The organism is Pseudomonas sp. Os17 (assembly GCF_001547895.1).
GTDB lineage: Bacteria > Pseudomonadota > Gammaproteobacteria > Pseudomonadales > Pseudomonadaceae > Aquipseudomonas.
The window spans coordinates 4,721,977-4,743,858 of the sequence record NZ_AP014627.1 but is presented as its reverse complement, the minus strand read 5'-3'; the positions used below and the strand labels follow the sequence as shown (position 1 = coordinate 4,743,858).

Sequence of the window (21,882 nt, the reverse complement as noted above, 5' to 3'; positions counted from 1 at the left end):
GCGCGGGGGTCAGCCTTCGACCAGGCTCAGCTGGCCGTCGCTATACAGCACTTCGCGGCCGACCCAGGCCGGGTCGACCTGGGGCAGCACCGCCGAGGGTTTGCGCAGCTCGCGCAGCAGGGTCGAGCCGTGGGACAGGCGCCCGCCCATGCGCGCGATCACCGCCCGGGCCTGTTGGTAGTGGGCATGGCGCCCGGGGTCGAGGGTGTCTTCCAGGAGAATGTCGACCCCCAATACGCCCTGGACCTGCCCCGGATAGATCATGAAGCCCGCGGCCTGTTCGCTGCCTTCGCGGCCGTCCTGCCAGAAGCTGCCGCCGCGGCTGCGCACCTGCTCGTGGGGGGCGAACCAGTAGTCGCGATCGGCCTCGGGCACGGCGTGGTGCAGGCGGAAAAAGATCCGCATCAGGTTGTCCCGGTACCACTCGCGCACTTGCAGGTAGTAGCCGCGCATGCCCGGCAGGCCCAGGCGGTGGGCCAGGATGATGGCCGGGCGCCACTGCGGGAAAGCCTGCAGCGGCAACTCGGCGCAGGCCGGGCGCGGGGTGCCGGGGTCGGTTTCCCAGGGCAGGCGATGGGGGCTGTGGTCCAGGTTGTCGTAGGCGGTGGGCGGGCGCCCCAGCAGTGCGCCGCCGCTGCTGGCCAGGGCGGTGGCGATGCACAGGTTGCCCTGCACCACGAACACGTAGAAACGGCTGAACCAGTCCGCCAGTTGCTGGCCGTCGGCAGCACCCTGGTGCAACTGCGCCAACTCGTCATCGAAGCGCCGCAGGCCGCGTTCCAGGGTCAGCAGATGGCCGCGGGCGATGTGCTGCATGCGCAGGAAACGCGGCAGCGAACGCAGCAGCCGCAGCGGGCGCAAAGGCAGCTCCGGGGTGGCGCCACCGACTTCCCCGGCGTAGCTGGAGGAGGGCAGGCCCCAGTCGGCCAGGCGCGCCAGGAACAGGTCGTTGTTGATGTAGGAAGCACCGCCGAACACCGCGGTGAAGGGTTCGTTGTCCTGCAGCACCCGGCTGTCCCAGCGGGCCATGATCGCCGGAATGCTCGCCGCCGCGCGGCGCTGGCCGTACTCGACGAAACGGCTGGGCTGGGGCGGCAGGATCTCGGCGATATTGGCCGCGGTCAGGTGCCGGCGCCAGCCGTAGTCGCTGATCGGGCGGTACTGCAGCAGCCACAGTCGCTGGCCGTCCCAGGCCCATTCGACATCGCCGGGCACGTAGTGAAAGGTCTTCAGCACCCCTTGCAGGAAGTCCCACAAGGCCCTGGCGCTCAGGCCCTGGGTGCTGGCGAAGGCGCCGCTTTCCCAGGCCGGGCCCAGGCGCGAAAGAATCGCCCGCTGCGGGCTGACCTGGCCGTCGGCGAGGCGTTCCAGATGGCCTTCGACCCATTCCAGTTCCACCGAGAGATGGCGCACGAAGGCGATCCCCGAAAGGGTCGGCTGGATGAAACGCTGCACCACCACTTCCTCGACCCCGGCGTCGCGCAGCTCGCTGATGCGCGCCGGCACGTCCGCGCTGGCGACCCGCAGGTAAGTGGTGCTCAGGCCGGCGTTGGCCGAGTCGGCCTGATCCTCGCCGTAGCTGGAGGAACGCACCGCCCACAGCGCCGCGGGCTGGCTGGCGAGCAGGGCCGGCAGGCGCGGGTCGCCGGCGCTGTCCAGGGACAGGGCGCTGGGCACCGGCTGGCCGGCCAGTTGCGCCAGGTGCAGGCGGCCGCCCTTGGTGTGGGCGACAAAGCCCGGATCGGCGGACTCCAGCCAGGCGACGAACTGGGCCGGTGCATCGATCCAGGGGTAATGGCCCCAACCCGGCTGCAGGCTGACCCGCAGGTCGGCCCGGGCCAGGATCGCCGACCAGGCCGCGGCCTGGGCCACTCCCAGCAGCCGGTCCTGATCGCCCCAGACCAGGTGCACCGGGTCCTTGATCCACTCCAGCAGCGGCAGCGCGGTGTCGGCCCGCAGCTGTTGCCACAGCGGCACGAACGCCCGGCAGCGGGCATAGCCCGAACCCATGCGCCGGTATTGCTCCTGGGTCCACGGCTGGCGCGAGAACTTGCCGGCGAACAGGGTCGGTTTATGGCTCAGCAGGCCATGAATCAGCAGGCGCGCCGGCAGCGGCGACATCAGCGCCGGCAAGCGCCGTTGCCAGAGAAAGGCCCCCACCGGCGACAGCAGCACGCTGCGGCAGAAATGCCCGGGGCGGCGTTGCAAGGCGTGCAGCACGATCAGCGCGCTGACCCCCACCGCGACAATCGCGTTGCCCGGCGCCGTCATGCCCAGCAGGGCCTCGGCGTATTCACCCAGGTCCTGGCAGGGCGGCAGCGGGTTGTCGCCAAACCCTGGCAGCTCCAGGGGTTGCACCTGATAGCGCTGGAAGTGCGGCAGGGCATCGTCCCACCAGTCGGCGGCGCTGCCATTGCCCGCCAGCAGGTACAACAGGGGCTTGCTCATGGGCATTCCTCAGCTCAGGTCAGGTCGCGCAGGGCCGCGTCCAGGGTCGGGTAACGGAAGCGGTAGCCGGCCTGCAGCAGGCGCGCGGGCACCACCTTCTGGCCGTCGAAGAACAGCTCGGCCATTTCCCCGGCCAGGGCCCGCACCGGCGCGGCTGGCACATGCAGCCACACCGGGCGCTTGAGCACCTTGCCGGCGGTGGCGGCGAAGGTGCCCTGGCTCACCGCTTCCGGCGCCACCATGTTGTAGGTGCCGGACAGCGACGTGTCGTTGATCGCCCGGGCCATCACCTGCAACACGTCGTCGCGGTGCACCCAGCTCATGATCTGCCGACCATCGCCCATGCGTCCGCCAAAGCCGAAATGGAAGGGCAGCAGCAGCGGCTTCAGGGCGCCGCCGGGACCGAACACGATGCCCAGGCGCAGCACCACCTGCCGCACGCCGAAGCGGGTCGCCGGCTCCGCCGAGGATTCCCAGCGCGCGCACAGGTCGGCCATGAAGCCTTCGCCGCGCTCGGCGTTTTCATCCAGGCTCTGGCTGGCGTCGCGCACCCCATAGAAACCGATGGCCGACGCCTGGATCCACAGCTCCGGCTTGTGCTGGGCGTGCTGCAGCCAGTTGAGCAGGGCTTCGGTGGTGCCGACCCGGCTGGCCAGCAGTTGCGCCTGGCGCTTGGCGGTCCAGCGTGGTCCGGCCACCGGGGCGCCGGCCAGGTTGATGATCACGTCGAAGGCTTCGCCATGGCCCAGCTTGCTCAACGAGCGCAGGCAGCGGGCGCGGCCGTCGAACAGGTAGGCGGCGCGCAGCGGGTCGCGGGCCAGCACGCTGACCGTGTGCCCGGCATCCAGCAGTTGGTTGACCAGGGTTTCACCGATAAAGCCGGTGCCGCCGGTGACCAGCACGCGCTTGCCGCGGCCGCCGGCAAAGGGATTGGCGCCCTGGCCCTGGCGTTGCAGGCGCAACGCCGCCAGGCCGTCACGAATCCCCGAGGCCGTCACACCGACGGCGAACAGGCTCAGGGCCCAGCCTTGCCAACCCAGGTCGATAGGGCTCAAGGCGCTGGGCAGGCGCGACCACTCCAGCAGTTGCAGGCCGTACAGGGCGAAGAAGGCCCCGGCATTGATCGCCAGCACCGTGTGCATGATGCGTTCGATGGCCGGCAGCTTGCGGCTGCGGTCCTCGACCACGAAGTCCCACAGGGTCAGGCCGATTTCCAGGGCGAACAGCACCGCGATCACCAGCGCCCAGATGCCCTGGAACGCCAGGTGGGCGATGCCCATGAACAGCACGCCGTAGAAGCACGAGCGCAGGGCATGGATCGCCAGCTCCTTGCGCGCGCCATGGCGTTGCGGCAGGGCCACGGTGAGTTCGTGATGGTAGATCGTATCCAGGGCGCCGAGCACGCCCTGGGCGAGCAACAGGGCGATGGCCCACTGCAGGATTGGCAAATCAGCCACGATGGTGAAGTCCTTTTACGAGGGAAGACGAGAGGTACGGCGGTCGTGGCGCTGCAGCCACAGTAACGGTGGCAGCAGCACCAGCAGGGCGAAGCTGTCGATCCACAGGTGCGCGGTCATGTTCATCTGCCAGGACAGCCACATGTCCTGGGGCGCCCACAGCACGATCCCGGCCATCAGCCAGGTCCAGGCCGCCGGCGCGCGCAGGCGGTTGCCCAGGTGCACCAGGCCCAGCAGGTACAGCGAGTAGCTTTGCAGGGTGGCGCCGAACAGGCCCAGCCACCAGACCTGCTGGGCCCGGGCCGGTGCCGGCGCGGCGGCGCCCCAGAAGGCCTGTTCGATGCCGCCGAGGTAGTCGTTGAACAGGCCGCTGTGGCCGGCCCAGGTCAGCAGCAGCCCGGCCAGCAAGTGGCCGGCGCCGACGGCGTAGAGCCAGAGCACCAGGGCCCGGCGCAGGCCGGGGCGGGGAGAGGTCGCGGCGGGTAACATTCCATGTCCTGTGGAGGATCAAAGCCGCGGAGTGTACCGATTTTTCCCCCCGCGTGGCGTGCGCCGGTTGCCACTTCTCACCTGTTCTGAAGCAACTCCAGCAGTGCGTCGAGGGTGGCTAGCGGGGCCTCCTGGGGCAGGTTGTGGCCGACCCCGGGCAGGATCCGGCGTTGATAGGGCCCGCTGAACAGGCCGATATCGGGGTCCGGCTCGATGGCCGGGCCGACCCCGTCGTCGGCGCCACAGAGGGCGATGGTCGGCACGCGGATCGGCGGTTGCGCCTGCAACGCCTGCTCGATGCTTTCCAGGCTGGGGTCGCCGGGTACGTAGCCGAAGCGATGGCGGTAGGAATGGATCACCACGTCGACGAAATCCGGGTTGTCGAAGGACGGCGCGGTAAGTCCATAGCACTGCGGCCCCTGCTTCCAGGTCGGCGACCACTGGCGCCACAACAGCTCGCAGAAGGCCCGGCGATTGGCCGTCAGCCCATCCACCCCGCGCTGGGTGTTGAAGTAGTACTGGTACCACAACCGGTGCTCGGTCTCCGGCGCCCTGGGTTCGCAGGCCTTGGGGATGTCCTGGATGTTGTAGCCGTCGGCGCTCATCAGGCCCTTGACCCGCTGCGGCCACAGGGCGGCGACGATGCACGCGGCGCGACCGCCCCAGTCGTAGCCGGCGAGAGTGGCCCGGGGCAGGTGCAGCGCGTCCATCAGCTCCAGCAGGTCCCGGGCCAGGGCGGCCTGCTGCCCGGAGCGCATGATCTGCTCACTGACAAAGCGTGTCGGGCCGTAGCCCCGCAGGTAGGGAACGATGACCCGGTAGCCGCGTTCGGCCAGGGGCGGGGCGATCTCGTCGTAGGCCCGCACGTCGTAGGGAAAACCGTGGAGCAGGATCACCGGCTCGCCAGTGGCCGGGCCGTGAGCTTCGTAGGCAAGGTGCAGGCTGGGGGTCGTGACCTGATGCAGGGCGGCTGAGCTGGGCATGGTGGCTCCGGGGTTCGGTGACTTGAAACACCCTAGCTCAAAACGATTACGGCTGATCTAGAGCGACTCGTACTGGCCGTCCTGGTCGACGTAGAACACTTCGCTGAGGTACCAGCGCTGGCCGCTGAAGATCAGGTGGTAGTGGTAATCGGCGGCAAAGCCCTCGCCGGGGCTGATTGCTCGGGTTTTCACTAGCGCGCGATCTGCGGTTCGGCTGCTGGAGAGGATCTGCTCGTACGCCGTGCCGTGGCTGGCCGGGGAGCTGAAGGCAATGGGCTGGCCCTGAAAGCCCGGCAGGCAGAACTTGGCCAGCAACCGGGCGTACTCCTGCTGTGCCAGATCCATCGATTGCAGCGGCGCGTTGTCCGCTTGGCGGGCGCTGGCCCTGTCGCTCCACTGCTGATAGTCGGCAATGAATTGCCGTACCAGCGCTTCGGGTGAGTCGCTGAACGAGGCGCTCAAGGCCGGGGTGCTGAACAGCAGGGCCAGCAGGGCGAAGAGTTTTTTCATCGGGCTGCAATCACTCCAGTGTGTTTGCGCGGCTCAGGCTTCACACAGTCCGCCAGCATCGCGCCAGTAAAGGGTGGATTCGTATTGGAACGAGAGGATGAATCGCGCCTCGCAGTGCTGGGCGATGGTTTCCAGTAAGCGGCGGATGTCATCCAGAGAGCGATGGTCTTCGGGCTCGGGGCCCTTGATCCGCAGGTGGCAGCGCAGGCCGACTGCGAAGTCGCAGCCCTTGCGGTCTTCGGCGCGGATCTCGGGTTCCAGGTTGGAGTCTTCGCTTTGCAGGCTCAGGCCTGAGGGGAACCAGGCCTGGACCGCGCCGGGCAGGTAGTGCACCTCGGTGCCCGGGAAGCCTTGCAGTAAACGGCCGAGCAGCGCCGAAGTCAGGCATTGGTCGGCTTCAAGGTGCAGGTCCAGGCTCATGGGGTTTCCTTGTCGAGACGATGGGGCGAGGTGCGGATGCTAGCGCGGTGTCGCTCGCAAGATCGCTTCCGGTAAGCCGGCTTCTACAGTTCGTCGCTGCGGATCAGGTGCTTGAAGTGATGCCGCCACAGGTCAATGCCCAGGCCGCCGCTGCGGTCCAGGGATGAGCCCACCGTCAGGTCGGTGAGCAGGGTCGGCTGCAGGCCGGCATCGAACAGGGCAAAACCCGCGGCCAGGACGCAGGTGTCGGTCTGGATGCCGCACACCAGCACCCGCTGGGGACTGAGGCTTTTCAGGTAATCGAGGAGTTCCGTCGTCGGCCCGTAGCCGTGCTTGATAAAGACCTTGTCCGCCGCCACCAGGCTCTGGTCGTCCACCGGCGGTTGCCAACCCAGTTGCCGGGCGAAGGGCGTGCGGCTTTCATCATGGCGTTCCACCGTGGCCACCGAGGGCATGCGCCCGAGCAAGCGGTTGATGCCCTCCACCAGCCATGGCGGCGGGTTGAAGCAGGGTTGTACGTCGATGATCAGCAGCACCTGATGCATGCCGTTTCTCCTTGGGGCTCGGGTGAAAACCTCGTCAGTGTGCCGCCAGATACCGCGTCAGGCGAGCGTCGCCGGCTGGCGCAGGCCGATGCAGTTGCCCCAGGGGTCTTGCACCTGGCAGATCCATTCGCCGCCTTCGATGGCCAGGGGGCCGCGATACAGGTGCCCGCCCAGGGCGCTCAGGCGCTGCACTTCGCCGGGCAGGTCGCTGACGTGCCAATACACCACCGTGCCCGCCGGGCCCTGGCCGACCTTGGCGTCACAGGGAACGATTTCCAGGGACAGGCCGTCGAGCTGCAAATGGCCGAAATCATCCGGCTCATGCACGACCCGGCGGGCCCGGGGGAAGGCCTGGGCGTACCACAAGGTGGCGGCGCGCCAGTCGGCGGCGTGGATCATCACGGCAATGATCGGCGAATCGGGCATGGGGCGACTTCCATGGCGGTCAGGCACAAAGGCCCGCAGTCGGCACCGGGGGCGGGCCCAAGGTTGCCAGAGGCTCTTGTCGCCATTCAAGGGTCGTTCAAGCACACGGGCGGTGCGGAGCAGCAGCGGCGGCAAGCGCCGTTCAGTGCCCCGGCCGCAGCCCGCGCAGCAGCAGTTCAAGCCCCTGCAGGGACGCTTGCAGGCGCTGCTCGCCGGGCTCGGCGGCGGCAATCCACAGCGCCGCGTCCACCAGGCTGCCGTTGATCAGGCGCGCCAGGGCGTGGCTCGGCGCGGGCTCGATCAGCCCGGCGGCGCTCAGGGCCTGCAAGCGTTGGCTCAGGGAGTCGATGCAATGCTCCTGCGCCGGCCGCCGTTCCCCCAGCACTGCCCGGGCATCCTGCAGGACGATGCGCTGGATCTCCGTTTCCTGGGCCATTTCCAGGTAGGCCCGACAGCGCTGGGCAAAGCCGTGCCACGGGTCGTCGGACGCGGCGGAGATGGCCTCCAGGCGCTCATCCATTTCACTGTCGATCTGCTCCACCACCGCCGCCAGCAATCCCTGCTTGTCACCGAAATGGTGATACAGCGCGCCCCGGGTCAGCCCGGCTTCGGCGGTCAGCTCGTCCATCGAGGTCCGGGCGTAGCCCAGCCGGGCAAAGGCCTGGCGTGCACTGGCAATCAACTTGGCGCGGGTTTCTTCGATCATCTCGGCGCGGGGACGGCTGCTCATGAAGACGCTTCTCCAACAAATGACGGGTTGACATACGCGGCGTATGTTCCCATGCTTTTTAACATACGAGGCGTATGTATTTCTACTGCCTGGCCACTTTATGGCAAGTTGCAGCCCCCCAAGGAGTCGTTTCAATGGCAAACCCCTTCCGCGAATTGTTCAAGGCCCCCGGCAGCCGGGCCTTCGTCCTGGCCGGGATGCTGGCGCGCATGCCGATCTCCATGACCGGCATCGGCCTGATCACCATGCTTGCCCAGTTGCACGGCGGCTACGCCCTGGCCGGCTCGGTGGCGGCGACCTTCGCCCTGGCCACGGCCTTCTGCGCGCCCCAGGTTTCGCGGCTGGTGGACCGTTTCGGCCAGGGACGGGTGCTGCCCCTGGCCGCGACCCTGGGGGGCGGTGCATTGCTGGCCCTGTTGCTGTGCACGCGCTTGCAGGCCCCGCACTGGACCCTGTTCATCTGTGCCGCCCTGGCCGGCTGCATGCCCAGCATGTCGGCCATGGTCCGTGCCCGCTGGACCGAGCTGTACCGCGGCCAGCCGCAACTGCAGACCGCCTACGCCCTGGAATCGGTGCTCGACGAAGTCTGTTTCATCATCGGTCCGCCGTTGTCGGTGGGCCTGTGCGTCGGCCTGTTTCCCGAGGCCGGGCCGCTGGGGGCGCTGCTGACGCTGGCCCTGGGGGTGGGGGTGTTCGTCATGCAAAAGAGCACCGAGCCCCCGGTGCATCCCCATGAGCAGGGGGGCGGCGGCTCGATCATCCGCTCCGGGGAGATCCGCCTGCTGATGCTGCTGATGACCGCCATGGGCACCATTGTCGGGGTGGTGGACGTGGTCAGCGTGGCCTTCGCCCAGCAGCAGGGACAGCCGGCGGCGGCGAGCATCGTGCTTTCGGTGTACGCCATCGGTTCGTGCCTGGCAGGCATTGCCTTCGGAGCCCTGAAACTGGCCACGCCCTTGCCCCGGTTGTTCATGTATGGCGGTATCGCCACGGCCCTGGCCACCTTGCCGCTGCTGTGGGCGAGCAACATCTTCGGCCTGTCCCTGGCGGTGTTCGTCGCCGGGCTGTTTTTCTCCCCGACCCTGATCGTCGCCATGGCCCTGGTGGAGCGCATCGTGCCGCCGGCCAAGCTCACCGAGGGCCTGACCTGGCTGGTCACCGGCCTGAGCATCGGCGTGGCCCTGGGGGCCGCCGGCTCCGGTGCGTTGGTGGACCATTTCGGTGCCCGCAGCGGCTTCTGGCTGGCCCTGGCCGGCGGCGCGGTGGTGCTGGGGGCGGCGTTGCAGAGCTATCGACGCCTGCGCTGAGGCCCGTGCCGGACTAATTTCTCCGCCTGCTGCCGCGTTGTTCCTAACAGATGATCTGTCGAGGGATAAACCGTGACTCAGTTGAACCTGCTGTGCCTGCCGTATTCCGGCGCCAGCGCCATGGTCTACAGCCGCTGGCGGCGCAAGCTGCCGAGCTGGCTGCACCTGCAACCGGTGGAGTTGCCCGGACGAGGCAGCCGCTACGCCGAACCCCTGCACACCGACATGCGGGTGCTGGCGATGCAGCTTGCCCGGGAACTCCAGAGCACGTTGCGCGCGCCCTATGCCCTGTTCGGCCACAGCCTGGGGGCCTTGCTGGCCTGCGAACTGGCCCATGCCCTGCGCGCCCTGGGCTGTCCGGAACCGGTGGCGCTGTTCGCTTCCGGGACGGCGGCACCGACCTTGCGCAGCGAATACGACCGAGGGTTTGCCGAGGCCAAGACTGACCCACAGCTGATCGAGCAGCTGCGCACCCTCAATGGCACCAGCGAAGAGGTGCTGGCCAACCAGGAACTGATGAGCCTGACCTTGCCGATCCTGCGGGCCGACTTCCTGCTGTGCGGCCGTTTTCGCCCGCTGCAGCGCCCGTTGCTCAATTGCCCGGTGCATGTGCTGGGGGGCACGACCGACCGCGCCACCCGCGAACAACTGATTGGCTGGAGCCAGGAAACCGGCGGCAGCTTCTCCGTGGACATGCTCGCGGGCGGGCACTTCTTCATCCACGAACAGGAAACCAAGGTGCTGAGCCTGATCAAGGGCCACCTGGAAGTGCATCGCCGCCGCCACCTGCAACCGGTAGCCGCGCTTTCCTAGCGGCTACAGACATGCTCCCTGTAGCCGCTGCCGCAGGCTGCGCACGGCCCGCAGGGACGCAAAAAAACCGAGGGCTCCAAAGGTTCGACTGGCGATCGCCAAGCAAGGCCCTTCGGGCCTTTGCGCAGCTTCGCGGGCTCGGCAGCGGCTATAGGGAATAGGGGCGGTTGGTGGGCTCAACCCAGGGACATACCCAGGCGCCAGTAACCCATCAGGGTCAGGTTGCGACGTTCCTGGCCGCGCTCGTTGATCAGGTGGCGGCGGATGCTCATCACCGTGGCCGATTCTCCGGCGACCCAGGCGTAGAAGCGGTTGTCCGCCGGCTTGGCGGTTTCCCAGGGACGTTGCTCAAGGTCGCGATCGGCGACCTTGAGCGGCCGACGCCCGGTGCTGGGCGGCGGCAGCTCGGCCAGCTCCCGGGCGGCATGGATCAGCGGTTCGCCATGTTGCGCCCCCAGCACGTCCCGGGGCAGCCAACTGAGCCGGGTCTGCGGATGGCAGCGCAGGTCGATGCAGTCGCTCTCATGGGGCACTTCGATGAACACCTGCACGTCCGGGTAATCCGGGTAATCCTGCAACTCCTCGAGAATCCCGGCGATGGCGGGTAGGGCGGTTTCATCGCCCATCAGCAGCACCTTGCCAATCCCCGCCGGCGGCAGCCACTCATAACCGCCGGGGTCGCCGCTGTAGGCCTTGTTCGGCACCACCATCTGCAGACAGTCGCCGGGCCGGGCATGGGTGGCCCAGGCCGAGGCCGGGCCATTGACCCCGTGCAGGACGAAATCCACATCCAGCTCCGCCGGATGCAAGCGCAAGGCGCGGATGGTGTAGGTACGCATCGGCGGCTGGCGCTCGGCCGGCAACTGGCGCCGGGCCGCTTGCCAGTCGCCTTCCACCGGCAATTGCGCAGGCGTGCCGTCGGCCCCGGGAAACAGCAGCTTGATGCGCTGGTCCGGGGCCAGGGTGCGGGCCTGGGCGATGTCGGCGCCGCCGAACACCAGGCGGGTCATGGAGGGGCTGAGGTCGATGCGTTGCTTGAGCTCGACGTTGATCAGCCGGTAACCCCGGGGTGACTGGGCGCCGGCGCCTACCAGTTTGCGCAGGCCTTGGGCCAGGGAGCTGGCCAGAGAAGTGGCTGAGGACATGATCGCGACCTTGTTCAGGAGAAGGTCCTGATTTGACGAGCCGCGGCCTGCGCAATTTACCGTGGCGATGCCCCTGCGTCCGCGCTGGGCGGGGTTAATTTTTCTCCTGGGCCATCCGTTTCGTAGGGATAGCCGAGCCATTGCTCGATACCCAACATGTACGGATGAACCCCCGATGAACGCTGAAAAGTCCCTGAAACTCGCACGCCGGTTTATCGAGCTGCCGCTGGAGAAGCGCCGGTTATTCCTCGATAGCCTGCGAGCGGAAAACATCGACTTTTCGTTGTTTCCAATTCCGGCCGAGGTGGCCGTCGAGGACCGTCAGGAACTGTCCTACGCCCAGCGGCGCATGTGGTTTCTCTGGCAGTTGGACCCGCAGAGCGGCGCCTACAACCTGCCGGGGGCGGTGCGCCTGAACGGAGCGCTGGATCGCCAGGCGCTGGAGCAGGCGTTCGCCGCCCTGGTGGCGCGCCACGAAACCCTGCGCACGGTGTTCAAGCGCCATGCCGACGACCGCCTGGAGCAGGCGCCGGCGACGGGCTCGCTGTCGGTGGAGTTTCTCGATCTGAGCGCCATCGACGCCCCCGGCCGCGAGCGGGCGGTGGCGGCCGAGGCCCAGCGCCAGTCGCTGCTGCCGTTCGACCTGGACCGCGGTCCGCTGCTGCGGGTCAAGCTGCTGCAACTCGATGAGCAGGAGCATGTGTTGCTGCTGACCCTGCACCACATCGTCTCCGACGGCTGGTCGATGAACGTGCTGATCGACGAGTTCATCCGCTGCTACGACGCCTTCGAGCGGGGCGAGGCGCCGCAACTGCCGCCTCTGCCAATCCAGTACAGCGACTACGCCCTGTGGCAGCGCCGCTGGCTGGAAGCGGGGGAGCAGGCGCGGCAGTTGGAGTACTGGCAGGCGCAGTTGGGCGACGAGCACCCGGTGCTGGAACTGCCCACCGATCATCCGCGGCCGGCCGTGCCCAGTTACCGCGGCACCCGCTATGACTTTGCCGTGGCGCCGGAGCTGGCCGAACAGTTGCGGACCCTGGCCAGGCAGCACAACGTCACCCTGTTCATGCTGTTGCTCGGCGCCTTCAATGTGCTGCTGCACCGCTACACCGGCCAGGGCGATATCCGCGTCGGCGTGCCCATCGCCAACCGCAATCGCGCCGAAGTCGAAGGGCTGATCGGTTTCTTCGTCAACACTCAAGTACTGCGCACCCGGCTTACCGGCCAGACCCGGGTCGGCGAGCTGCTGCAGGCGGTCAAGGATGCAGCGCTGGGGGCCCAGGCCCACCAGGACCTGCCGTTCGAGCAACTGGTCGAGGCGCTCAAGCTGGAGCGCAACCTGAGCCACACGCCGCTGTTCCAGGTGATGTACAACCACCAGCCGCAAGTGGCGGATATCAGCACGGTGCAGACCGCGTCCGGCCTGGAGCTGGGCCTGGTGCAGTGGCAGAGCCGCACCACCCAGTTCGACCTGACCCTGGACACCTACGAGAAGTCCGGCACGCTGCACGCCGCCCTGACCTACGCCGACGATCTGTTCGAGGCCGCCACCATTGCCCGCATGGCGCGCCACTGGCTCGGCCTGCTGCAGGCCATGCTGGGGGATGCCGAGCAGCGCATAGGCGAGTTGCCGCTGCTCGATGCCCGTGAGCAGCAGACCCTGGTGCACGACTGGAACGCCACGGCGCAGGCTTACCCCACCGGGTTGAGCATGCCGCAACTGATCGAAGCTCAGGTCCGGCGTACCCCCGACGCCTGCGCCTTGGTGTTCGGCGAGCAGCAACTGAGCTACGCCGAACTGGATGCCCGAGCCAACCGCCTGGCCCGCTTGCTGCGTGAGCAGGGTGTGGCGGCGGATGTGCTGGTGGGCATCTGCATCGAACGCTCCATCGAAATGGTCGTGGGCCTGCTGGCGATCCACAAGGCCGGTGGCGCCTACGTGCCCCTGGACCCGGAATACCCCCGGGACCGCTTGGCCTACATGATCGAGGACAGCGGCATCCGCCTCTTGCTGAGCCAGCGTTCGCTGCTGCCGCTGCTGGATTTCCAAGCCGATGCGCAGGCGCTCAAGGTCATCGTCCTGGACCAGGATCAGGACGCGCTGCTGGCTTATGACAGCGGCCCGCTGGAGACGCTGGTCGACCCGCTGAACCTGGCCTATGTGATCTACACCTCGGGTTCCACCGGCAAGCCCAAGGGCGCAGGCAACAGCCACGCGGCGCTGGTCAACCGCCTGTACTGGATGCAGCAGGCCTACGGCCTGGACGCCAGTGATGCGGTGCTGCAGAAAACCCCGTTCAGCTTCGACGTCTCGGTCTGGGAGTTTTTCTGGCCGCTGATGACCGGCGCGCGGCTGGTGGTGGCGGCCCCGGGCGCCCACCGGGAACCGGCGCAACTGATCCGCATCATTACCGAACAGCGGATCAGCACCCTGCACTTTGTGCCGTCGATGCTCCAGGCCTTTATCCATGACAGTGGGGTATCGGCCTGCAGCAGCCTCACGCGCATTGTCTGCAGTGGCGAGGCCCTGCCCCTGGAAGCCCAGCAGCAGGTCTTTGCCCGACTGCCCGGTGCGGCCCTGTACAACCTGTACGGCCCGACCGAAGCCGCAATCGATGTCACCCACTGGACCTGTGTCGACGAAGGCGCGAGCAGCGTGCCGATCGGCCGGCCGATCGCCAACCTGCGCACCCATGTGCTGGATGCTCAGTTGCAACCGGTGCCGGCCGGAGTCGCCGGCGAACTCTACCTGGGCGGCAGCGGCCTGGCGCGCAGCTACCACCGGCGCCCGGCCCTGACCGCCGAGCGCTTTGTACCTTGCCCGTTCCACCAGGGGGCGCGGCTGTATCGCACTGGCGACCGGGTGCGCCAGCGCGCCGATGGCGTGATCGAGTACCTGGGGCGCCTGGATCATCAGGTCAAGCTGCGGGGCCTGCGTATCGAGCTGGGTGAAATCGAAGCCCGGCTGATGCAGCACCCGAGCGTGCGCGAGGCCGTGGTGCTGGTGCAGAACGCCAAGCACCTGGTGGCGTATCTGGTGTTGCAAGAGGGCGCCCAGGCCCAGGGGTGGACCGACGAACTCAAGGCCTGGCTGGCCAGCAGCCTGCCGGAGTACATGGTGCCCCATCACCTGCTGGCCCTGGATCGCTTGCCGGTGACCGCCAACGGCAAGCTCGACCGCAAGGCCTTGCCGCTGCCCGAGACGGCGCCGCAACTGGCCTATGTGGCCCCGGAGAACGCCATGCAGAAGGCCCTGGCGGGCATCTGGTGCGATGTGCTGGGGCTCGCTCAGGTAGGCCTGGACGATAACTTTTTCGAGCTTGGCGGTGATTCGATCATCTCGATCCAGGTGGTCAGTCGCGCCCGTCAGGCCGGGGTCCGTCTGGCGCCCCGGGACCTGTTCCAGTACCAGAGCGTGCGCAGCCTGGCCCAGGTCGCGGTCCTCGACGATCAGCCGCAGATCGACCAGGGACCAGTGACCGGTGAGGTGCCGTTGACCCCGGTACAGCACTGGTTCCTGTCTCAGGAGGTGCCTCGACCGGGGCACTGGAACCAGTCGTTGCTGCTGGACCCGCGCCAGCCCTTGCAGCCAGCGCTGTTGCAGGTGGCGTTGTTGCAGGTGGTCAATCATCACGATGCCTTGCGCCTGCGCTTTGTCGGCACGCAGCAGGGTTGGCAGCAGGCCTATGCCGAGCCTGCCAGCCACTTCGACCTGTGGCAGTGCCGGGTCGAGCATGACCAAGCCCTGGCGGCAGTGTGCGACGAGGCCCAGCGCAGCCTGGACCTGCAAGCCGGCCCCCTGGTACGCGCGGTCCTGGTGGAGCACGAGTCGGGTCGCCAGCAACTGTTGCTGGTGATCCACCACCTGGTGGTGGATGGGGTGTCCTGGCGGGTGCTGCTGGAGGACCTGCAACAGGCCTACCGGCAGTTGGCGGAGGCTCAGGCGGTGCAACTGCCACCCAAGACCAGTGCCTATCAGGCCTGGGCCCGGCGCTTGCGGGAGCATGCGCCGCAGCGCGAGACCGAACTGCCGTACTGGCTGGCGCAGCAGAGCGGAGCCGACGACTTGCCCTGTGACAACCCAGCGGGCGGCCTGCAGAACCGTCATGGCCGCAAGATCGAGTCGCGACTGGATGTGGGGCTGACCCGCAAACTGCTGCAACAGGCTGTGAGCGCCTATCGCACCCAGGTCAACGACCTGCTGTTGACCGCCCTGGCTCGCGTACTGTGCCGCTGGACCGGGCAGGCTTCGGCCCTGATCCAGTTGGAAGGGCATGGTCGCGAGGACCTGTTCGACGATCTGGACCTGACCCGCACCCTGGGCTGGTTCACCAGCCTGTACCCGGTGCGCCTGCAGCCGGCCGAGCAAGCTGGGGCTGCAATCAAGGGGATCAAGGAGCAACTGCGCGCGATCCCCGGCAAGGGGCTGGGCTACGGCTTGCTGCGCTACCTGGGCAGCCCGGCCCAGCGTCAGGCGCTGGCGGCATTGCCGCAGCCACGGATCACCTTCAACTACCTGGGCCAGTTCGATCGCCAATTCGATGAGCAGGCGTTGTGGACGCCGGCCAGCCAGAGCAGCGGGCAGGCTCAGGACCCACAGGCCCCCCTGGCCAACTGGCTGACCCTGGAAGGCCAGGTCTATGGCGGCGAACTGGCGTTGCAGTGGGGCTACAGCGAGGAAATGTTCAGCGACTCCAGCATCCAGCGGCTGGCCGATGACTACCTCGCCGAGCTGCGCCTGCTGATCGAGCACTGCTGTGGGCTGGATCAGGCCCAAGCTACGCCTTCGGACTTCCCGCTGGCACGGATCTCCCAGCAACAGCTCGACGCGCTGCCGGTGCTGGCGGCTGCCATCGAGGACCTGTATCCGCTGACGCCGATGCAGCAGGGCATGCTGTTCCATACCCTCTACGAGCCCCAGGAACAGGCCTACATCAACCAGTTGCGCCTGGACATCCACGGCCTTGATCCCCAGCGCTTTGCCGATGCCTGGCAGAGTGCCTTGGATCGCCACCCGATCCTGCGCAGCAGCGTGCACTGGGAAGGGTTGGACAGCGCCCATCAGTTGGTCAGGAACCGGGTCAAGGTGCCGTTGCAGGTACTGGCATCGGCCCCGGCGGATCTCGATCTACTGGCCGCGCAAGAGCGTTCCCGGGGGTTCGAGCTGGATCGGGCGCCCTTGCTGCGCCTGCTGCTGGTGCCCATCGCCGACAACCACTGGCACCTGATCTACACCTGCCACCACCTGCTGCTCGATGGCTGGAGCAATGCCAGCCTGCTGGCCGAAGTGATCCAGTTGTACGGCGGCGCTCGCTTGCCGGCGCCCCAAGGCCGCTATCGCGACTACCTGGGCTGGTTGCAGCAGCAGTCGGGCCCGGCTGCACAACAGTTCTGGAGCGAGCGCCTGCACGCCATGGACTCGCCGACCTTGCTCGCCGACGGGGTGCGCAAGCCGGTGTCGGGCAGCGGCCATGGGCAGCACCTGGAAGGGGTCGACCAGGCGCTGACACAACGCCTGGGCAGCTTTGCCCGGCAGCAGAAGGTCACCCTCAACACCGTGCTGCAAGCCGCCTGGGCGCTGTTGCTGCAGCGTTATTGCGCGCAGCAGTGCGTGATCTTCGGTGCCACCGTGGCGGGGCGTTCGGCGCCGCTGCCGGGTATCGAGCAGCAGTTGGGGCTGTTCATCAATACCTTGCCGATCATTTGCCAGCCACGTTCGCAGTGCAGCGTGGGGCAATGGCTGGAGCAGATGCAGGCGCTCAATCTGGGCCTGCGCGAACACGAGCACGTGCCGCTCTACGAGATCCAGGGTTGGGCCGGGCACCAGGGCGCCCCCTTGTTCGACAGCCTGCTGGTGTTCGAGAACTTCCCCGTGGCCCAGGCCCTCAAGGAGGGGGCTCCGGCCGGGCTGCAGTTCTCCGGCCTGGCCAACCACGAGCAGACCAGCTATCCGCTGACCCTGGGCATCGAGTTGGGCGAGCACCTGAGCCTGGACTTCAGCTATGACCGCAGTCGTTTCAGTGCCGATCAGGTCCAGGGCTTCTGTGCCCAGTTGCGGCATTTGCTGCTGCAGTTCATGGCCGATCCCGACGCGGCCCTGGGGGGCTTGCAGTTGTTGAGCGAACAGGCGCGCCAGGACTTGCTGCAGCACAGCCAGCTGGCCGAGGTGGTGCCCGCCCAGGCGCCGCTGGTGCACCAGCGGATCGCCGCGCAGGCGGCGGCCACGCCCGAGGCGCTGGCGCTGGTGGTCGATGGCGAGCAACTGGACTATGGCCAGTTGAACGCCCAGGCCAACCGCCTGGCCCATTGTCTGCAAGCCCAGGGGATTGGCCCGGGGGATCGGGTCGGCCTGGCACTCAAGCGCGGCCCGCAACTGATCGTCAGCCTGCTGGCGGTGCTCAAGAGTGGCGCGGCCTATGTGCCCCTGGACCCGCAATACCCGCAAGAGCGTCTGGCGTTCATGATTGCCGACAGCCGCCTGAGCCTGCTGCTCAGCGACACCGGCATCTGGGCCGCGCCGCTGCTGCCCGACAGCGTGCTGCATTGGGATCTGCCGAGCCTGGCGCAACGCTTGAGCCATTGCTCCAGCGCTGATCCGCAGAACCGCGCCTGCCCGCAAGACCTGGCCTATGTGATCTACACCTCGGGCTCCACCGGGGTCCCCAAGGGCGTGGCCATCGATCACCGGGCCTTGTCGGCGTTCTGCGAAGCGGCGGCGGATTATTCGGCGCTCACCGCCACCGACAAGGTGCTGCAATTCGCCACCTTCAGCTTCGACGGTTTCGTCGAGCAGTGTTACCCAGCCCTTTGCCTCGGCGCGGCCCTGGTGATGCGCGGCGACGAGCCCTGGGCCGTCGAGCAACTGGCGGCGGTGATCGTCAGCCAGGGCGTGACCCTGGCCGACCTGCCGGCGGCTTACTGGCACTTGCTGGCCAAGCAGTGCATGGCCGACGGTATCCGCAGCCTGGGGCGCCTGCGCCAGGTGCATGTCGGCGGCGAGGCGATGTCGGTGGAGGGCTTGCGCCTGTGGCACGCCGCCGGGCTTGGGGGGGTACGCCTGCTCAATACCTACGGCCCGACCGAGGCCACCGTGGTCTCCAGTGTCCACGACTGCCGGGAGCAGGATGCCAGCGAGGTCTACGGCATCCCGATCGGCCAGCCGATCATCGGCCGCGCCCTGCGGATCATCGACGGCGACCTCAATCTGCTGCCCGAAGGCGGCACCGGAGAGCTGTGCATCGGTTCTGCGTCGAGCCTGGCCCAGGGGTATTTTGACCGGCCGGGACTGACCGCCGAGCGCTTCATTCCCGACCCCTTTGCCGGTCAGCCCGGCGCCCGGCTGTATCGCAGTGGCGACCTGGCGCGTTACAACCCGCAAGGGGCGATCGAGTACATCGGCCGCATCGATCATCAGGTGAAGATCCGCGGCTTCCGCATCGAACTGGGGGAAATCGAGGCGCGCCTGTCGGCTCGGCCAGATGTGCGTGAGGCGGTGGTGCTGGCCGTGCCGGCCAACAACGGCATGCAACTGGTGGCCTATGTGGTGCCCTCTGCGTTGCCTGGGGATACCGACGACGGCCTGGGCGATGCTCAGGCACAGGCTGAGCGTTGCGCGCTGATCAAGGCCGGGCTCAAGGAAACGCTGCCGGATTACATGTTGCCCAGCCACGTGCTGCTGTTGCCGCGCCTGCCCCTCAACCCGAACGGCAAGCTGGACCGCAAGGCCTTGCCCAAGCCCGACTTGAGTGCCTTGCAACAAGCCTATGTGGCCCCGCACAGCAAACTGCAGCAGCAGGTGGCGGCGATCTGGCAGAGCGTGCTCGAAGTCGAGCGGGTCGGCCTGCAGGACAACTTCTTCGCCCTGGGCGGGCACTCGTTGCTGGCCACCCAGGTCATCAGCCGGGTGCGGCATGAGCTGGGCTTGCAGGCCGCGCTGCGGACCCTGTTCGATGCGCCCGACCTGCAGGCCTTTGTCGCCGCCCTGGGCGCCACTGAGGCTCCGGAGGCGGCCCCGGCCTTGTGCCGGGTGGATGACTCGCGGCCACAGCCGTTGTCCTTTGCCCAGCAGCGCTTGTGGTTCCTCTGGCAGTTGGAGCCGCAGAGCTCGATGTACAACATCGCCCGGGCCCTGGAGTTGCGTGGCGAGCTGGACATCGAGGCGGTGCGGCAAGCCTTCGAATCGCTGATGCAGCGGCATTCGGTATTGCGTACCACCTACAGCGAGGTCGAAGGCGAGAGCTGGCAGCACGTCCATCGCCACCTGCCGCTGTCGTTCGTGTTCGATGACCTGTGCGCCTTGCCACTGGCCGAGCGCGAGACCATGGCCCAGCAGCAGTTGCAGCAACAGGCCGCGGAGCCCTTCGACCTGATCGCCGGTCCGCCGATGCGTGTACGCCTGCTGCGGCTGGAGCCGCAACGGCACCTGCTGCTCATGACCCTGCACCACATCGTCGCCGACCATTGGTCGTTCGGCATTTTGCCGACCGAGTTCGTAAGCCTGTATCACGCCCATCGGACCGCCACAGCCAGCCCGTTGCCGGAGCCGGCCCTGCATTACGTGGACTTCGCTGTCTGGCAGCGGCAATGGCTCGAAGGTGGTGAACTGCAGCGTCAGCTCGATTACTGGCGTGATGTCCTGGGCGATGACCATCACCTCACGCGCTTGCCCGCCAGTGCCACGGTGCAGCCAGGGCAGGCGCCGTCACCCTTGTGCGATCTCCACGAGTTCCATTTTTCGGCGGCTCAGAGCCAGGCGCTGCGCGCCTTTGCCAGTGCCCAGGGGGTGACCTTGTACATGCTGCTGCTGGCAGGTTTTGCCCTGGTGGTGGGGCAGCGCAGCGACAGTTCGCGGGTGCGTCTGGGGACCGATATCGCTAACCGCAATCACGCCGGCGTTGAAGATCTGGTGGGCTTCTTCGTTAACCAACTGGTGTTGCAGATAAGTGTCGAGGAACAACAGTGCGTCAGCGACTTGCTGCAGGTGACACGGAGCACGGTCATCGGTGCTTCGGATCACCAGGACCTGCCTTTCGAGCGCCTGGTGGAGGCGCTGCGGGTGGTCCGGCGCGCCGGTCGTTCACCGTTGTTCAGCATCAAGTTCATCTATCAGGAAAGCCTTGATCAGCCCTTGTCGATCGACGGCCTGGACGTGCAGCCGGTGGCTGCCGGCAGGGCTGCCGCGGAGCTGGACCTAGTGGCCGAGTTCGTCAATGCGCCCCAGGGCATCTACCTCGGCCTGAAGTGCGATGCCGGGCTCTACACCGCCGCGGACATGGCGTGCCTGTTCGAGCAGTTGCAGGTGGTGTTCGAGCTGATGGTGGTCGATACCCAGGCGCCGTTGGCGGCGTTGCTGAACCAGGCACGGGATATCCAATACCTGCGCGAGCGAGACCAGTTGCAACAGCGCCAGGCCCTGCTCAAGCAACAGCACCCGATTCAGCGGCGCCGTCCAGGACGGGTGCCGGTCGAGTGAAGCCATATTGAACAATCATGCAGGCGCGTGCGATCGCCGCGCCTGATACCGCGAATCGGAGGTGGGTCATGTCGAAATTCGAGTCTCAAGCCATACCGGCATTGGGCAAGGGACGGCGCAAGAGCTTGAGCCTGGACCAATCCAGCCTGGTGACGTTCACGCCGCTGTTCGAGAACAGCTCGATTCCCCTGCTGTGTACGCCGAACGTTCCTGGCGTGGGGCTGGCGCAGTGGGCCGGGGAAAACCGCGAGCTGCTCCAGGAAAAGCTCGACCGGCACGCAACGTTGTTGTTCCGCGGCTTCGCGGTGCAGGACATCAACGAATTCAACCAGTGCGTCGATTCGATTTCCGGTGGTGCCCTGGAGTACCTGTTCCGGGCCTCGCCGCGGACCCAGATCACCAAGAAACTCAACGTCTACAGCTCCACCGACTACCCGGCCGTGGAAAAGATCTTTCCCCACAACGAGCACTCCTATTCCCCGGTGTTTCCGCTGCACCTGTATTTCTACTGCGACGTGCCGTCGACCACCGGCGGCGAGACGCCATTTGGCGACACCCGGCATTTGCTGGCGCGGATCGATCCACAGGTGCGCGAAGAGTTCCAGCGCAAGCGCGTGCTCTATGTGCGCAACTATGGCGACGGCATGGGGCTGCCCTGGCAGACCGTGTTCCAGACCGACAACCGCGCCGAGGTCGAGGCCTATTGCGCGAAGATCGGCGTGACCCCGGAGTGGAAATCCGGCAACCGCCTGCGCACCCGGCAACAGGGCCCGGCCATGGTCCGGCATCCGCGTACCGGCGAGAGCGTGTGGTTCAACCATGCGACGTTCTTCAATGCCCTGACCCTGCCAGAGAGCATCCGCGACAGCCTGCTGGCGGAGTTCGCGCCCGAGGACCTGCCGCAAAACACCTTCTTTGGCGATGGCAGCCCGATCCCCGATGACTACATCACCCATCTGCAACAGCTCTATCGCGAGGTGATGGTGGAGTTTCCCTGGGAGAAGGGCGACGTCGTGATGCTCGACAACATCCTCACCCTGCACGCCCGCAACGAATATTCAGGCCCGCGCAAAATACTCACAGCCATGGCCGTCCCGCTGAAAAGCACCGACGTGGCCATTGGTTAAGGACATCAGC

Annotated in this window: 14 protein-coding genes; 4 read left to right on the top strand and 10 right to left on the bottom strand. The window is 67.1% G+C overall.

What is annotated here, in order from left to right; translation table 11 throughout:
• Positions 1-9: 9 nt before the first annotated feature.
• From POS17_RS20690 to POS17_RS20650, 9 genes are all read right to left on the bottom strand, one after another.
• The gene (locus POS17_RS20690) at positions 10-2,448 is read right to left on the bottom strand and encodes an alpha/beta hydrolase (protein ID WP_060840300.1); all 2,439 of its coding nucleotides are present in this window, start codon (positions 2,446-2,448) and stop codon (positions 10-12) included.
• Positions 2,449-2,462: 14 nt separating this feature from the next.
• Positions 2,463-3,905: a TIGR01777 family oxidoreductase gene (locus POS17_RS20685; RefSeq protein ID WP_060840299.1), complete on the bottom strand. Its 1,443-nt coding sequence runs from the start codon at positions 3,903-3,905 to the stop codon at positions 2,463-2,465.
• Positions 3,906-3,920: 15 nt separating this feature from the next.
• Entirely contained in the window at positions 3,921-4,394 is a 474-nt protein-coding gene (locus tag POS17_RS20680) for a hypothetical protein (RefSeq protein WP_060840298.1), read from the bottom strand.
• A 77-nt stretch (positions 4,395-4,471) separates the two neighbouring features.
• Complete coding sequence (locus POS17_RS20675; protein ID WP_060840297.1) at positions 4,472-5,377, bottom strand: alpha/beta fold hydrolase; 906 nt, start codon at positions 5,375-5,377, stop codon at positions 4,472-4,474.
• Between the two features lie 57 nt (positions 5,378-5,434).
• Positions 5,435-5,887, bottom strand: a complete 453-nt coding sequence (locus POS17_RS20670; RefSeq protein ID WP_060840296.1) for a hypothetical protein — start codon at positions 5,885-5,887, stop codon at positions 5,435-5,437.
• 33 nt (positions 5,888-5,920) lie between these two features.
• Positions 5,921-6,307, bottom strand: coding sequence for a hypothetical protein (locus POS17_RS20665; protein WP_060840295.1), 387 nt, complete (start codon positions 6,305-6,307; stop codon positions 5,921-5,923).
• An 83-nt stretch (positions 6,308-6,390) separates the two neighbouring features.
• The gene (locus tag POS17_RS20660; protein WP_060840294.1) at positions 6,391-6,852 is read right to left on the bottom strand and encodes a cysteine hydrolase family protein; all 462 of its coding nucleotides are present in this window, start codon (positions 6,850-6,852) and stop codon (positions 6,391-6,393) included.
• Between the two features lie 57 nt (positions 6,853-6,909).
• Positions 6,910-7,278 carry a VOC family protein gene (locus tag POS17_RS20655; protein ID WP_060840293.1) on the bottom strand — a complete coding sequence of 123 codons (369 nt, stop codon included), beginning with the start codon at positions 7,276-7,278 and terminating at the stop codon, positions 6,910-6,912.
• A gap of 142 nt (positions 7,279-7,420) precedes the next feature.
• A complete protein-coding gene (locus POS17_RS20650) occupies positions 7,421-8,008 on the bottom strand; it encodes a TetR/AcrR family transcriptional regulator (RefSeq protein WP_060840292.1) in 588 nt (195 codons plus the stop codon).
• 134 nt (positions 8,009-8,142) lie between these two features.
• Here POS17_RS20650 and POS17_RS20645 point away from each other — a divergent pair, with 134 nt between their 5' ends.
• Both POS17_RS20645 and POS17_RS20640 read left to right on the top strand, forming a co-directional pair.
• Positions 8,143-9,315: an MFS transporter gene (locus POS17_RS20645; protein WP_060840291.1), complete on the top strand. Its 1,173-nt coding sequence runs from the start codon at positions 8,143-8,145 to the stop codon at positions 9,313-9,315.
• 72 nt (positions 9,316-9,387) lie between these two features.
• Positions 9,388-10,128 carry a thioesterase II family protein gene (locus POS17_RS20640; RefSeq protein ID WP_060840290.1) on the top strand — a complete coding sequence of 247 codons (741 nt, stop codon included), beginning with the start codon at positions 9,388-9,390 and terminating at the stop codon, positions 10,126-10,128.
• A 176-nt stretch (positions 10,129-10,304) separates the two neighbouring features.
• On the opposite strand, the gene POS17_RS20635 is transcribed toward POS17_RS20640, so the two are convergent.
• On the bottom strand, positions 10,305-11,273 hold the full coding sequence (locus POS17_RS20635; RefSeq protein WP_060840289.1) for a siderophore-interacting protein: 969 nt from the start codon (positions 11,271-11,273) through the stop codon (positions 10,305-10,307).
• Positions 11,274-11,448: 175 nt separating this feature from the next.
• Between POS17_RS20635 and POS17_RS20630 the strand changes: the two genes are divergently transcribed.
• Positions 11,449-20,745 (top strand): non-ribosomal peptide synthetase, encoded by a 9,297-nt coding sequence (locus POS17_RS20630; RefSeq protein WP_060840288.1) that lies wholly within the window; start codon positions 11,449-11,451, stop codon positions 20,743-20,745.
• 68 nt (positions 20,746-20,813) lie between these two features.
• Positions 20,814-21,872 (top strand): TauD/TfdA family dioxygenase, encoded by a 1,059-nt coding sequence (locus POS17_RS20625; protein WP_060840287.1) that lies wholly within the window; start codon positions 20,814-20,816, stop codon positions 21,870-21,872.
• The last annotated feature ends 10 nt before the right edge of the window (positions 21,873-21,882 follow it).

Excerpts from the sequence above, each read along its gene's own strand:
- POS17_RS20690 (WP_060840300.1), bottom strand. The coding sequence starts at position 2,448 with ATGAGCAAGCCCCTGTTGTACCTGCTGGCGGGCAATGGCAGCGCCGCC.
- POS17_RS20680 (WP_060840298.1), bottom strand. The coding sequence starts at position 4,394 with ATGTTACCCGCCGCGACCTCTCCCCGCCCCGGCCTGCGCCGGGCCCTG.
- POS17_RS20675 (WP_060840297.1), bottom strand. The coding sequence starts at position 5,377 with ATGCCCAGCTCAGCCGCCCTGCATCAGGTCACGACCCCCAGCCTGCAC.
- POS17_RS20670 (WP_060840296.1), bottom strand. The coding sequence starts at position 5,887 with ATGAAAAAACTCTTCGCCCTGCTGGCCCTGCTGTTCAGCACCCCGGCC.
- POS17_RS20665 (WP_060840295.1), bottom strand. The coding sequence starts at position 6,307 with ATGAGCCTGGACCTGCACCTTGAAGCCGACCAATGCCTGACTTCGGCG.
- POS17_RS20660 (WP_060840294.1), bottom strand. The coding sequence starts at position 6,852 with ATGCATCAGGTGCTGCTGATCATCGACGTACAACCCTGCTTCAACCCG.
- POS17_RS20655 (WP_060840293.1), bottom strand. The coding sequence starts at position 7,278 with ATGCCCGATTCGCCGATCATTGCCGTGATGATCCACGCCGCCGACTGG.
- POS17_RS20650 (WP_060840292.1), bottom strand. The coding sequence starts at position 8,008 with ATGAGCAGCCGTCCCCGCGCCGAGATGATCGAAGAAACCCGCGCCAAG.
- POS17_RS20645 (WP_060840291.1), top strand. The coding sequence starts at position 8,143 with ATGGCAAACCCCTTCCGCGAATTGTTCAAGGCCCCCGGCAGCCGGGCC.
- POS17_RS20635 (WP_060840289.1), bottom strand. The coding sequence starts at position 11,273 with ATGTCCTCAGCCACTTCTCTGGCCAGCTCCCTGGCCCAAGGCCTGCGC.
- POS17_RS20630 (WP_060840288.1), top strand. The coding sequence starts at position 11,449 with ATGAACGCTGAAAAGTCCCTGAAACTCGCACGCCGGTTTATCGAGCTG.
- POS17_RS20625 (WP_060840287.1), top strand. The coding sequence starts at position 20,814 with ATGTCGAAATTCGAGTCTCAAGCCATACCGGCATTGGGCAAGGGACGG.